Source organism: Streptomyces sp. NPDC088762 (genome assembly GCF_044750905.1).
In the GTDB taxonomy this organism is placed as follows: domain Bacteria; phylum Actinomycetota; class Actinomycetes; order Streptomycetales; family Streptomycetaceae; genus Streptomyces.
Map to the genome: position 1 here is coordinate 24,633 of NZ_JBIVKT010000025.1, position 11,386 is coordinate 36,018.

Below are 11,386 nucleotides of genomic sequence, written 5' to 3' on the forward strand. Positions count from 1 at the left end.
GCCGTTTTTCCGGCGGGGCTCTAGTGGAATTCCATTAAGGCTCGGGGGGCGCAATAGCGGCGCAAGAGCCTGACCGCAGCGGGACCACAGCGGCGCCACAGCGGCACTCGAAAAGCGCAGGAGAATGCCCTGGACCTGGGATTTCATTCGGATGCGAATGTTTGCCGGGCTGTGTTGACATGCGGAGAAGGCCCGCCGGTATCCTCTGATTCGCACGACACGACCATGGGGGACACGGCCGGAAGCGACCGTTTCGGAGAGTGCATAGTGCTGATCAGACTGATAGGTCTTGTCACGATCGAGCCGGACGGAGCACCGCCTCAACACCTCTCGAGCGCCCAGGCACAGGTGGCGTTCGCCCGACTGCTCCTCGAGCGGGCCGGCGGCACGGACCGTGACCAACTGGCCGAGACCATATGGCCCGAGGGCCTGCCGGACACCTGGGCCTCGGCGCTGCGCAGCCTCGTCAGCCGGGTGCGTACGTTCGTCACGACTCCGCAGGACCAGCCGGGGGTCACTCCGCTGGTCGCACAGGGCGGCCGCTACATCCTGCGGGTGCCCCAGGACGCGGCCGTGGACGTGGAGGTCGCGGAGACCGCGGTGACCGAGGCGGCCGAAGCGTACGCCGAGGGCGCCTACGCGGTGGCCCAGCAGCTCGCGGCCGGCGCGGTGTCGAACCTGCGCGGCTCGTTCCTGCCCTCGCACGAGGGCGAGTGGGTCAACGCGATGCGCGAACAGATCGAGGAGCTGCGCCTCAAGGCGCTGGAGACCGCGAGCCTGTCCTCCTCCGCGCTGGGCGACGAGCACCACGCGCTGCGGTACGCGGAGGAGGCCGTGCGCCGCGCCCCGTTCCGGGAGAGCGCGTACCGCTGCCGGATGGCGGCCCACACCCGGGCCGGCAACCGGGCGGAAGCGCTGCGCAGCTACCAGCAGTTGCGGGAGGTGCTGGCGGAGGAGCTGGGCATCGACCCGGCGCCCGAGACGGAGGCCGCGTACCTGGAACTGCTGCGCACCCCCGAACCCCGGGCGGCCGCGCGCACCCTGACCTGCCTGGACCCGGTGCTGATGGGGGTCTTCGAGATGGACCACCGCGTGCCGGTCCCCCGCCCGTGCTCGCTGGCCGAGCACGGCTGCGTCACCCACCGCATGACGTCCTCCCCCGCCGCCTGACCCGAACGCACGCAGGCCGCCGCCGCGCAACTGCGCGGCGGCGGCCTGCGTGTACCCGTACGGCTGTCCGCGGGAACGCCGAGCGGCCCCGGCCTCCCTGTGGGGGGAGGGAGGGCCGGGGCCGGGCGGTCTCGGGGAAGTGTGGTGCGTTCCCACGTCGTTCGGTGCGTGCTCTCGGCGCACCGGCCGAGGGCCCTCGTACTGGATGTACGCGGGTCTTCGGCCGGTGCGCCGAGAGTGCGTGCCGGGCGGCGTGGGGACGTGCCTCACTTCCCCGAGACCGCTTGGAGGAGCGGCGGGGGATCAGGTGATGGAGACGCCGCTGTCGATGCTGATGACCTGGCCCGTCATGCAGTCCTGGTCGAGGAAGAGGCCGACGCTGCGGGCGACCTCTTCGACCGTGACGAAGCGGGGGATCGGGGCCTTGTCCTCCATGCCCTCGATCACCCGGTCCGGCAGGGTGTTGGTCATGCCCGTGATCATGAAGCCGGGGGAGAGCGCGTTCACCGTCACCCCGCGCCGGCCGCACTCCGCCGCGAGGGTGCGGGTGAAGCCGATCAGCCCGGCCTTGGACGCCGAGTACGCGGTCTGGCCGGCGGTCGCGATGATGCCCGACGGGGACACGATGTTGATCACCCGGCCCCACCGCTTCCGCAGCATGTACGGCACCGAGGCCCGGGCGGTGTGGAACGACCCGATCAGGTTGGTCTGGATGACCTGCGCCCAGTCCGCCGGGTTCTGCATCGCCATCAGGCTGTCCTTGCGGATGGCCCCGTTGTTGACGAGCACGTCCACCGGGCCGAGCCCGTCGGAGATCTCCTTGTAGAGGGCCTGGGTGGCCTCCCACGAACCGACGTCACCGGTGACCAGCACCGACGGGTTGACCAGCTTCTCCCGGACGGCCTCGGCGGCCTCCCTGGAGCTGTTGTAGTGGACCGCGACCCTGCAGCCCAGCGCGTCCAGCTCCAGCGCCAGGGCCTGGCCGAGGCCGCCCGAGGCGCCGGTCACGAGCGCGACCGGGGACTGCGGCCGCACGCCCGCACTGTTCTTGCTCATGCCGCGACACCGCCCCATTCCATCAGCATCGAACCCCAGGTCATACCGGCTCCGAAGCCGGCCAGCAGCACCTTGTCACCGGCCTTGATACGGCCCTCGTCGAGGGCCTCGGTCAGCGCGATCGGGATCGACGCCGAGGCCGTGTTCCCGTACTTCTGGAGGTTGGTGATCAGAGCCTCCTGACGGAGGCCGGTGTGCGACAGGATCGAGTTGATGATCCGGATGTTGGCCTGGTGCGGCACGACGTGGTCGATGTCCGCGGCGTCCACCTTGGCGCTCTCCAGCGTCTCGCGCACCGTGCGGACGGTGTAGCGGACGGCGTTGAGGTAGATCTCGTTGCCGTTGATCTGCGCGTAGTGCAGGCCCGCGTCCAGCGTCTCCTGGGTGGTCGGCATCCGGCTGCCGCCGGCGAGCACCTTGAGCGAGCCGGTGCAGGACCCGTCGGCGCCCAGGTTCCACGCCTTGACGCGGTTCTCCGGACCCGGCTGGAGGACGATCGCGCCCGCGCCGTCGCCGACGAGGATGGACAGGTCCCGGTCGGCCGGGTTGGCCGTCAGGGTGTGGGTGTCGGAGCCGATCAGCAGGATCGGGCGGGGGTCGATGGCGATGAGCGCCATCGCGGACACCAGCCCGTAGACGAAGCCCGCGCACTCGGAGTTGACGTCGTGCGCGCTGCCCGCGATCCCCAGTTCGTGGTGGACGAACGCGGAGGTCGCCGGGGACGGCTGCTCGGGCGTGGCGGTCGCGACGATGAGGTGGGCGATGTCCGCGCCGGTCAGGCCCGCCTTCTCCAGCGCGCGCCGGCCGGCCTCGACGGCCAGGGAGGCGGTGGTCTGCCCCGGGTTGACCGCCCGCCGCTCGCGGATGCCGCAGCGGCTGACGACCCAGTGCTCGTCCACGCCGAAACGCTCGGCGAGTTCGGCACTGGTGACGATGCGTTCGGGTACGGACATGCCCCACCCGGTGATGTCGAAGCCGGTCACGTCACCCCTCGCTACGCCTGAGCCGGAACGAGATCGACGATCTTCGCGTACACGTCACGCAGAGTGGTCGTGTCGTCGAGGTCGGCGAAGAGCGACTCGTCGGCCGGAATGTGCGGGTACTGGTTCTGGAATCCGTACAGCCACTCCATCAGGTCCAGCGAGTCGACGTCCGCGATGTGCTGGAGCGGGGCGTCGGGGCTGACCTCCGCGGCACCCGAGACGGCCTCGAGCTGGCTCGCCAGTTCTTCGATGGTGGGCAGCGACATGGGGTCGGTCCTCTCTCGGCAATGCAACTCGGCAGTGCGTGTCTGGTTTTCGAGAGTGATGAAAGCCCCGCCCCCGCAAGGAACGCGCAACACGGCGCCGGATCACGAATCCGGACCGACTTGCGCACGCCTTGCGGGGCATCCGGTTTTCTCGACGCGAATTCGGAAAACACGGCCCGCCGGACACGCAGGAAAGAGGATCAGGATGACAACGGTCGCCCCCAAGTCGGTGGACCCCGAGGTCGATGCGATCAGGCACCACTACGAGGTCAGCAACGATTTCTACCGGCTCCTGCTGGGCCCCACGATGATGTACTCCGGCGGCTACTGGGAAGACGGCGAGGACCTGGTCGCCACCCTCGACGAGGCGCAGGAGCGCAAGCTCGACAAGTTCGCCGAGCTCGCGAACGTCGCCGCCGGCCGCACCAAGCGCGTCCTGGACATCGGCTGCGGCTGGGGCACGATGCTCAACCGCCTCACCACCGTGCACGGCGCTGAGCAGGCCGTCGGCCTGACCCTCTCCCGCACCCAGGAGGCCTTCATCGCCGGCCTGGACAACCCGCGGATCACCACGCTGGTCCAGAGCTGGGCCGACTACAAGGTCGCCGACGACAGCGAGAAGTACGACGCCGCGTTCTGCATCAACGCGCTGGAGCACTTCGTCTCCTCCAACCTGCCGCCGAAGGAGCGCACCAAGCGCTACCGGTACTTCTTCCAGCAGGTCGCGAACGCCCTGAACCCGGGTGCGAAGTTCGTGCTGCACACCATGACCGCCGAGGCGCTGCCGATGAACCGCGCGCTCCTCGACGACCTGAAGTTCCTGCAGCGCTCCGAGTTCGAGGGCTGCCACATCCCGCACCTGAGCGAGCTGAGCGCCGCCGCCGAGGGCCTCTTCGAGATCGACGAGATCGTCAACGAGCGCGAGTCCTTCGCGATGGCCTGCCGCGCCTGGCTGGTGCTGCTGGCCGAGCGCCGGGACGAGGCCGTGGCGATGGAGGGCGAAGAGGTCGTCTCCCGCTTCGAGCGCTACCTCGACATCTTCGCGTACACGCTCGAGGACAAGTTCTTCAACAACTTCCGCGTCACCATCACGCGCCGTTAAGGAGGCCGACGTGACGAGCATTCTCGAACCGGCCAAGGACGGCGGGGCCCGCACGGGCACCGAGACGCGTCCCGGCGGCCGCGGCCCGACCCGCCACCTGCGGGTCGCGGTCATCGGCACCGGCTTCTCGGGCCTGGGCACCGCCATCCGACTGCTGCAGTCGGGCATCGACGACTTCCTGGTGTTCGAGCGGGCCGACGAGGTCGGCGGCACCTGGCGCGACAACAGCTATCCGGGTTGTGCGTGCGACGTCATGTCCCACCTCTACTCGTTCTCCTTCGCCCAGAACCCGAACTGGAAGTCCACCTTCGGCAAGCGCGACGAGCTGTACGCGTACCTGCGCGACACGGCCGACCGCTTCGGGGTGCGCCCGCACATCCGGTTCGGGCACGAGCTGGTCGCCGCCCGCTGGGACGACGGCGAGCGGCACTGGAAGATCGAGACCTCGCAGGGCGACTACACCGCCCAGTTCCTGGTCACCGGCACCGGCTACCTCAGCGAGGCGGCCGTGCCGGACATCAAGGGCCTCGCGGACTTCGAGGGCAAGGTCTTCCACTCCTCGAACTGGGACCACGACCACGATCTGACCGGCCGCCGCGTCGCCGTCATCGGTACGGGCGCCTCGGCCATCCAGTTCGTGCCGCAGATCCAGCCCGAGGTCGGGCAGCTGGACCTCTACCAGCGCACGCCCCCGTGGATCGGCCCGAAGAACGACAAGCCGACCAGCCCGCTCCAGGCCAAGCTGCTGCGCTCGGTGCCCGGCTACCAGAACTTCCGGCGGAACTTCAACATGTGGGGCCGGGAGGTCCTGGCCTTCGTGATGGCCCGCCCGAAGGTCGCCGGGAAGATGCAGAAGATGGCGAGCGACCACCTGAAGAAGTCGGTCCCGGACGAGGCGCTGCGCGCCAAGCTGACGCCCGACTACGTGATGGCCTGCAAGCGGCTGCTGTTCTCCAACACCTGGTACCCGGCGATCCAGCAGCCCAACGTGGACCTGGTCACCGACGGGATCGCCGAGGTCCGCGCCAAGTCGATCGTCGGCAAGGACGGGGTCGAGCGCGAGGTCGACACCATCATCCTGGGCACCGGTTTCCAGGCCACCGACCGCCCGGTCGCGAAGCGGATCTGGGGCCGGGGCGGCGTCCAGCTGCGCGAGGCGTGGAAGGACGGCATGTCCGCGCACCGCGGCACCACCATCGCCGGCTTCCCGAACCTCTTCATGCTGCTCGGCCCGAACACGACGCTGGGGCACTCCTCCCAGGTCGTGATGATCGAGGCGCAGATCGCCTACGTCCTCGACGCGCTGAAGAAGGTCGAGAAGCGGGGCCTGGCCAGCGTCGAGGTCCGCCAGGAGGCGCAGGACGCCTACAACAAGGCGCTCGACGCCAAGCTCGACGGCAGCGTGTGGAACGCGGGCAACTGCCAGAGCTGGTACCTGGACGCCAACGGCCGCAACCCGTCGATCTGGCCCACCTACACCTGGCGCTTCCGCGGCGCCACCAAGCGCTTCGACCTGAGCGAGTACCAGCTCGCCTCGCAGGTGCGCACCGGCAAGCCGGTACCTCAGCAGTAGTACGCCACGCCATGGGAATCGGGAGACGTACCCAGATGAGCACTACCCCAAGAACCCCCGCCGGCACTTCCGCGGACTCCGCCGCGCAGCCGTCGCGCCGCAAGGTCCTCGGCTCGATCGCCGCCACCGCCGTCGCGGTCGTCGGCTGGAACGCCGTCGACCAGACCTGGGCGACGGCCGCCGAGGCCGCGGGCAACGCGGACGTCGTCCCGGTGCCGGGACTGGTCGGCACGCTGGAGACGACGCCGGCCGTGGTCGACTCCTTCGGCAAGGACTTCGGCCACCTGTGGGACGCGGCGGCCAACAAGCCGTGGGCGGTGCTGCGGCCGGGCAACATCGACGACATCGTCAAGATCGTCAACTATGCGCGGGTCAACGGCATCAAGCTCGCGGTCAACGGGCAGGGCGGCACGGGCGCCGACATCGAGTCGCACTCGGTGTACGGGCAGGCCCGGGTGCCGGGCGGCATCTCCATCGACGCCAAGGGCATGTCGAAGATCCTCTCCATCGGCAGCGACTACGCCGTGGTCGAGGCCGGTGTGACGTGGGGCCAGCTGACCGACGCCACCCTGAAGCTGGGCAAGACCCCGCCGGCGCTGCCGGACTACCTGTACATCTCGGTCGGCGGCACCATCAGCATCGGCGGCATCGGCGGCACCGTGCAGAAGTACGGTCTGCTGTGCGACACCGTGCAGGCCATCGACATCATCACCGGCGACGGCAAGCTGGTCACGGCGACCCCGTGGCTGCGCCCGGAGCTCTTCAACGCCGCGCTCTCGGGCGGCGGCCAGGTCGGCATCATCGTCCGGGTCAACGTCAAGCTGGTCCCGGCCCCGCAGCGCTCGGTCATCTTCAGCCTCTTCTACGACGACGTGGCGACGTACCTCGCCGACTCGGAGAAGGTGCTGGCCGACGGCCGGTTCCAGGTCCACGCGGGCGAGATGCTGCAAAAGGCCGACGGGTCGGGCTGGCGCTACAAGATGGAGGTCGGCGCCACCTACAACACGACCCCGCCGAACCGGGACGCGCTGATCGGCGACCTGCACGACGTGCGGGCCGACGCGGTCATCGAGGACGTGACGTACCGGGAGTACATGTTCCGGCTCGACGCGTACGAGGCGTACCTGAAGGAGTCCGGCCACTGGTACCAGCCCAAGCCGTGGCTGAGCCTGTTCCTGCCCGCGTCGAAGACGAAGACCTTCATGCAGCAGGTCGAGCGCGAGCTGAACGCCGAGTCGCTGGGCGGCGGGTTCCTGCTCTTCTACCCGTACTTCACCTCGAAGATCAAGCGGCCGCTGGCGGTGCAGCCGAACGAGTCGGTCGGCTACCTCTTCGACCTGCTGCGCTTCCCCAACCCGGGCGCCGACATCCAGGGCATGCTCGACCAGAACCGCCGCCTGTACGAGATCGCGCGCGCCATGGGCGCCAAGCGGTACCTGGTGGGTTCGGTGCCGAACATGACCCGGGAGGACTGGAAGGCCCACTTCGGCAACCGCTGGACGGGCTTCTGCAGCGCCAAGCGGAAGTTCGACCCCAACAACATCTTCACGCCCGGCCAGGGCTTCTTCGCCTGACGGCGGCCCTACCGGTCGTGGAGTCCGGGCGGGGGCGGGGAGAGGGACCCCGCCCCCGCCGCTCCCTTTCCTGGACGTTCCCCGTATCTCCTGGAGGCTTCGGCATGACGACGTACGACCTGATCGACGAGGCGGTGATCGACGCCCCGGCGGACGCCGTCTGGGACGCGCTCGTCGCGGAGTTCCGCGGCGGGGAGAAGTGGTGGGTCCCGGCCAACACGTTCAAGACGGTCTCCGGCGCCCCCGACGAGGTCGGTGGCCTGGTGGGCGTGACGGTGCACACCAAGGGCGCCGACAAGGGCGGGCTGAAGCTGCGCTTCACCTCGCGCACGGTGGCGGTCGAGCCGGGCCGGCGCCTGGACATCGAGTACGTGGACGGGGTGTTCCGGGGCCCCAGCACCTTCCGCCTCGAACCGCTGGCGGACGGCCGCACCCGGATCTCCATGCACTTCACCGGCAGCCCGCACGGCTGGCTGAAGCTGCTGGCGAAGGTCGCCGACCTGGGCGCGGAGCACTCCAAGGGCACCCTCGCCGCCTTCGAGTCCCTGAACCGGCAGCTGTCGGCGGTGCCGCGGTGACGACGGCCCCGGAGACCACGCACGAACTGACGGTCCGTACGGACGACGGCGCGGACCTCGCGGTGACCGTCCTCGCCCCGCTGGCGGGCACGCCTTCGGCCGCCGACGTGGTCCTGGTGCACGGCTGGGCGCACACCCGCCGTGTCTGGGGCACCGTCGCGGACCGGCTGATCCGGGCCGGCCACCGCGTGGTGCTGTACGACCAGCGGGGCCACGGCGCCTCCACGCTGGGCCGTACGCCGGTCTCGGTGGAGCGGCTGAGCGCGGACCTGGCGGCGGTCCTCGGCGAGACGGACGCGCGCGAGGCGGTGGTCGTCGGCCACTCGGGCGGCGGGTTCGCGGCCCTGACGTACGCGGCCACCTCGCCGTCGGCGGGCCGGCTGCGCGGGCTGGTGCTGCTGGGCACGGCGGCGCACGGCCAGGACACCCCGGACAGCGAGGTGAAGATGATGGGCAGCGCCGTCTTCTCCAAGGCTCTGCGCCGGCCGTGGCTGGGCCGCAAGCTGCTCGGCTCCACCATGGGCAAGGACGTGGATCCCGTCGTGCGTGACGTGAACCGGCAGCTGTTCGCGGCGGCGGTCCCGCGGGTCCGGGCGGAGTTCTTCCGCTGCACCCGCGGGTGGGACGTGCGCGAGGCGCTGAAGTCCGTCACCGTCCCGGCGGTGGTCCTGCACGGCGAGCTCGACAAGGTGATCGACATCGCGCTGGCCGAGACCCTCGCCGAGGTCGTCCCCGGTGCCCGCTTCGAACGCGTCCCGGACGCGGGCCACATGCTCCCGCTGGAGCGCCCGCTCCTCGCGGTCTCGGCGGTGTCCGAGCTCGCCTCACGATGATCGAGGAACTCCTGCCCCCGGGCGTCACGTCATCGGAAGCCTTCGACGACGCGGCGCCCGCTCCTCTCTTCCCCGCCGAGGCGGCCCTGATGGAGGGCCGCCGGGAGCGGCGGCGCCGCCAGTTCGCGACGGCCCGGGCCTGTGCCCGCCGCTGCCTGACCGAGCTCGGCCGCCGGCCCGTCGCCCTGCTCCCGGGCCCGGGCGGCGCCCCCCAGTGGCCGTCGGGCGTGGTCGGCAGCATCACCCACTGCGAGGGCTACCGCGCGGCGGTGGCCGCCCCGGCCTCGGCGGTGGCGGCCCTGGGCATCGATGCGGAACCTGCCGGTCCGCTCCCGGCGGGCGTCCTGGCGCTGATCACCTCCGAGGCGGAGCGCGCCCACCTGGCCGGCCTGGCGGCGGCGGACCCCTCCGTGCCCTGGGACCGCGTCTTCTTCTCCGCCAAGGAGGCGGCGTACAAGGCCTGGTACCCGGCCACCGGCATCTGGCTCGGCTTCCGCGAAGCCACCCTCACCCTCTCCCCCGAGGGCACGTTCGAGGCCACCCTGCACCCGCCGGTCCCGCCGCCCGTGCACCCGGTGTACGAGGGCCGCTGGCTGGCCGGCCGGGGCCTGGTCCTGACCGCGGTGACCCGCGCGGCCCGCGCCGTCGCCCGGCCGGCCATGGTTCCGGCCCCCGCGATGATCTCCGCGCCCGTGCCCTCGTAGGGTGCGGGATGTGAGCACCACATCTCCGTCACCCCGCCTGGTCCCGGTCACCGCCGACAACATCGACGCGGCCTGCGCCATCTCCGTCCGCCCCGACCAGGAGCACCTGGTCTCGCCGGTGGTCAAGTCCCTGGCCGAGGCCTACGTCCATCCCGGTGTCGCCTGGCCCCGGCTCATCGTCGACGGCGACGAACCGGTCGGCTTCGTCATGGCCTTCCTCGACATCGCCTGGAACCCGGCGCAGGACCCGGCCGACATCCGCTCGGGCCTGTGGCGGCTGAACATCTCCGCCGGCCACCAGGGCAAGGGCTACGGCAGCTTCGCCGTCCGGGCCGTCACCGACGAGATCCGCCGCCGCGGCGCCGCCCGCGCGTACGTCACCTACCACGCGGGCCAGGGCAGCCCGGCGCCCTTCTACGCCGCCCTGGGCTTTCGCCCGACGGGCGAACTGAGCGGCGATCAGCCCGTCGCCGCACTGACGCTGTAGGCCTCCTACGGCCGCGGGCTGCCGCCTTCGGGGTGTGCGCTTCAGGGAACGGGCAGCACCACCGTGCGCGGCGGCTGCGCGGCCTGCGGGGCGGCGGCCGGTCCGGCGCCCGTGCGGAACTCCTGGGGGCTGACGCCCCGGACCCGCTTGAAGGCCGTCGACAGGGCGAAGGCGGAGCCGTAGCCCACGCGCCGGGCCACCGTCGCCACCGTGGCGTCCGGTTCGCGCAGCAGGTCGGCGGCGAGCGCGAGGCGCCAGCCGGTCAGGTAGGCCACCGGGGGTTCGCCCACGACCTCGGTGAACCGGCGGGCCAGGGAGGCCCGTGAGACGCCGACCTTCAGGGCGAGCTCCTCGACGGTCCAGCCGTGGGACGGGTTCTCGTGGAGCAGCCGCAGGGCGGGGCCGACCACCGGGTCGCTCTGCGCGCGGTACCAGGCGGGGGCGCCGCTGCCGGGCGCGGCCAGCCAGGTGCGCAGGACCCCGATCAGCAGCAGGTCGAGGAGCCGGTCCAGGACGATCTCCTGGCCCGGTTCGTCCTTGGAGATCTCCGAAGTCAGCAGCGTGACCAGGGTGTTGTCGGCGGCCTCGGCCGGGCGGACGAGGATGGTAGGCAGGGCGCTCAGCAGCCGGCGGCCGATCTCGCTCGGCGCCTGGTAGGTGCCGCTCAGCATCACCGCGGAGCCGGCGTCCTGGAAGGTGTCGCCCCAGGTGCGCACGCCGAGGGCCATCGTGTCGGTGACGTCCTCCCCTTCCTCCGTGCTGCACCGCTGCTCCGGGCCGACGGTGATCTGGACGGGCGTGCCGGGGGCGTCCGCGACCGTGTACGGCTCGGGCCCCCGTACGACGGCCACGTCTCCCGGCCGGATCAGGACGGGGGCGGCCTGGTCGGGGAGCAGCCAGGCGTCGCCGTGCACCATCGTGACGACGGAGATCGGGGCCCGGTCCTCGACGCGCAGCGACCAGGGCGGGTTGAAGACGGACTTGAGGAGGAAGGCCCCGCGGGCTTTGGGACCCTCCAGCAGACCGGTCAGCGTGTCCATGCCTCATCCTCTCGAACAAC

General features: G+C 71.0%; 12 protein-coding genes. 8 read left to right on the forward strand and 4 right to left on the reverse strand.

Annotated features, from left to right (window positions below; translation table 11 throughout):
• Nucleotides 1-348: 348 nt before the first annotated feature.
• Entirely contained in the window at nucleotides 349-1,170 is an 822-nt protein-coding gene (locus ACIP5M_RS34630; protein WP_401204689.1) for a BTAD domain-containing putative transcriptional regulator, read from the forward strand.
• A gap of 303 nt (nucleotides 1,171-1,473) precedes the next feature.
• On the opposite strand, the gene ACIP5M_RS34635 is transcribed toward ACIP5M_RS34630, so the two are convergent.
• From ACIP5M_RS34635 to ACIP5M_RS34645, 3 genes are read right to left on the reverse strand one after another with little or no spacing between them, the layout of a single operon-like run.
• Complete coding sequence (locus ACIP5M_RS34635) at nucleotides 1,474-2,226, reverse strand: SDR family NAD(P)-dependent oxidoreductase (RefSeq protein ID WP_401204691.1); 753 nt, start codon at nucleotides 2,224-2,226, stop codon at nucleotides 1,474-1,476.
• Complete coding sequence (locus ACIP5M_RS34640; protein ID WP_401204694.1) at nucleotides 2,223-3,209, reverse strand: 3-oxoacyl-ACP synthase III family protein; 987 nt, start codon at nucleotides 3,207-3,209, stop codon at nucleotides 2,223-2,225. The genes ACIP5M_RS34635 and ACIP5M_RS34640 overlap by 4 nt, the downstream gene beginning before the upstream one ends.
• Nucleotides 3,210-3,220: 11 nt before the next feature.
• Nucleotides 3,221-3,475: a hypothetical protein gene (locus tag ACIP5M_RS34645; RefSeq protein WP_030390264.1), complete on the reverse strand. Its 255-nt coding sequence runs from the start codon at nucleotides 3,473-3,475 to the stop codon at nucleotides 3,221-3,223.
• Nucleotides 3,476-3,680: 205 nt separating this feature from the next.
• On the opposite strand from ACIP5M_RS34645, the gene ACIP5M_RS34650 reads away from it, so the two are divergent.
• The 7 genes from ACIP5M_RS34650 to ACIP5M_RS34680 all read left to right on the forward strand — a co-directional run bounded on the left by ACIP5M_RS34650 (nucleotide 3,681) and on the right by ACIP5M_RS34680 (nucleotide 10,326).
• Nucleotides 3,681-4,577 (forward strand): class I SAM-dependent methyltransferase, encoded by an 897-nt coding sequence (locus ACIP5M_RS34650; RefSeq protein WP_401204696.1) that lies wholly within the window; start codon nucleotides 3,681-3,683, stop codon nucleotides 4,575-4,577.
• A gap of 10 nt (nucleotides 4,578-4,587) precedes the next feature.
• On the forward strand, nucleotides 4,588-6,150 hold the full coding sequence (locus ACIP5M_RS34655) for a flavin-containing monooxygenase (protein WP_401204699.1): 1,563 nt from the start codon (nucleotides 4,588-4,590) through the stop codon (nucleotides 6,148-6,150).
• Nucleotides 6,151-6,185: 35 nt separating this feature from the next.
• A complete protein-coding gene (locus ACIP5M_RS34660) occupies nucleotides 6,186-7,724 on the forward strand; it encodes an FAD-binding protein (RefSeq protein WP_401204702.1) in 1,539 nt (512 codons plus the stop codon).
• A gap of 104 nt (nucleotides 7,725-7,828) precedes the next feature.
• Nucleotides 7,829-8,302, forward strand: a complete 474-nt coding sequence (locus ACIP5M_RS34665) for an SRPBCC family protein (protein ID WP_401204705.1) — start codon at nucleotides 7,829-7,831, stop codon at nucleotides 8,300-8,302.
• Nucleotides 8,299-9,135, forward strand: coding sequence for an alpha/beta fold hydrolase (locus ACIP5M_RS34670; RefSeq protein WP_401204707.1), 837 nt, complete (start codon nucleotides 8,299-8,301; stop codon nucleotides 9,133-9,135). Before ACIP5M_RS34665 ends, ACIP5M_RS34670 begins: the two co-directional genes overlap by 4 nt.
• Entirely contained in the window at nucleotides 9,132-9,839 is a 708-nt protein-coding gene (locus tag ACIP5M_RS34675) for a 4'-phosphopantetheinyl transferase (protein ID WP_401204710.1), read from the forward strand. Before ACIP5M_RS34670 ends, ACIP5M_RS34675 begins: the two co-directional genes overlap by 4 nt.
• Nucleotide 9,840: 1 nt before the next feature.
• On the forward strand, nucleotides 9,841-10,326 hold the full coding sequence (locus tag ACIP5M_RS34680) for a GNAT family N-acetyltransferase (RefSeq protein ID WP_401204712.1): 486 nt from the start codon (nucleotides 9,841-9,843) through the stop codon (nucleotides 10,324-10,326).
• Between the two features lie 41 nt (nucleotides 10,327-10,367).
• Here the strand turns inward: ACIP5M_RS34680 and ACIP5M_RS34685 are convergent, their stop codons facing one another.
• On the reverse strand, nucleotides 10,368-11,366 hold the full coding sequence (locus ACIP5M_RS34685; RefSeq protein WP_401204715.1) for an AraC family transcriptional regulator: 999 nt from the start codon (nucleotides 11,364-11,366) through the stop codon (nucleotides 10,368-10,370).
• Nucleotides 11,367-11,386: the final 20 nt, after the last annotated feature.

Coding starts and splice junctions, on each gene's coding strand:
- ACIP5M_RS34635 (WP_401204691.1), bottom strand. CDS start 2,226: ATGAGCAAGAACAGTGCGGGCGTGCGGCCGCAGTCCCCGGTCGCGCTC.
- ACIP5M_RS34645 (WP_030390264.1), bottom strand. CDS start 3,475: ATGTCGCTGCCCACCATCGAAGAACTGGCGAGCCAGCTCGAGGCCGTC.
- ACIP5M_RS34650 (WP_401204696.1), top strand. CDS start 3,681: ATGACAACGGTCGCCCCCAAGTCGGTGGACCCCGAGGTCGATGCGATC.
- ACIP5M_RS34660 (WP_401204702.1), top strand. CDS start 6,186: ATGAGCACTACCCCAAGAACCCCCGCCGGCACTTCCGCGGACTCCGCC.
- ACIP5M_RS34665 (WP_401204705.1), top strand. CDS start 7,829: ATGACGACGTACGACCTGATCGACGAGGCGGTGATCGACGCCCCGGCG.
- ACIP5M_RS34675 (WP_401204710.1), top strand. CDS start 9,132: ATGATCGAGGAACTCCTGCCCCCGGGCGTCACGTCATCGGAAGCCTTC.
- ACIP5M_RS34685 (WP_401204715.1), bottom strand. CDS start 11,366: ATGGACACGCTGACCGGTCTGCTGGAGGGTCCCAAAGCCCGCGGGGCC.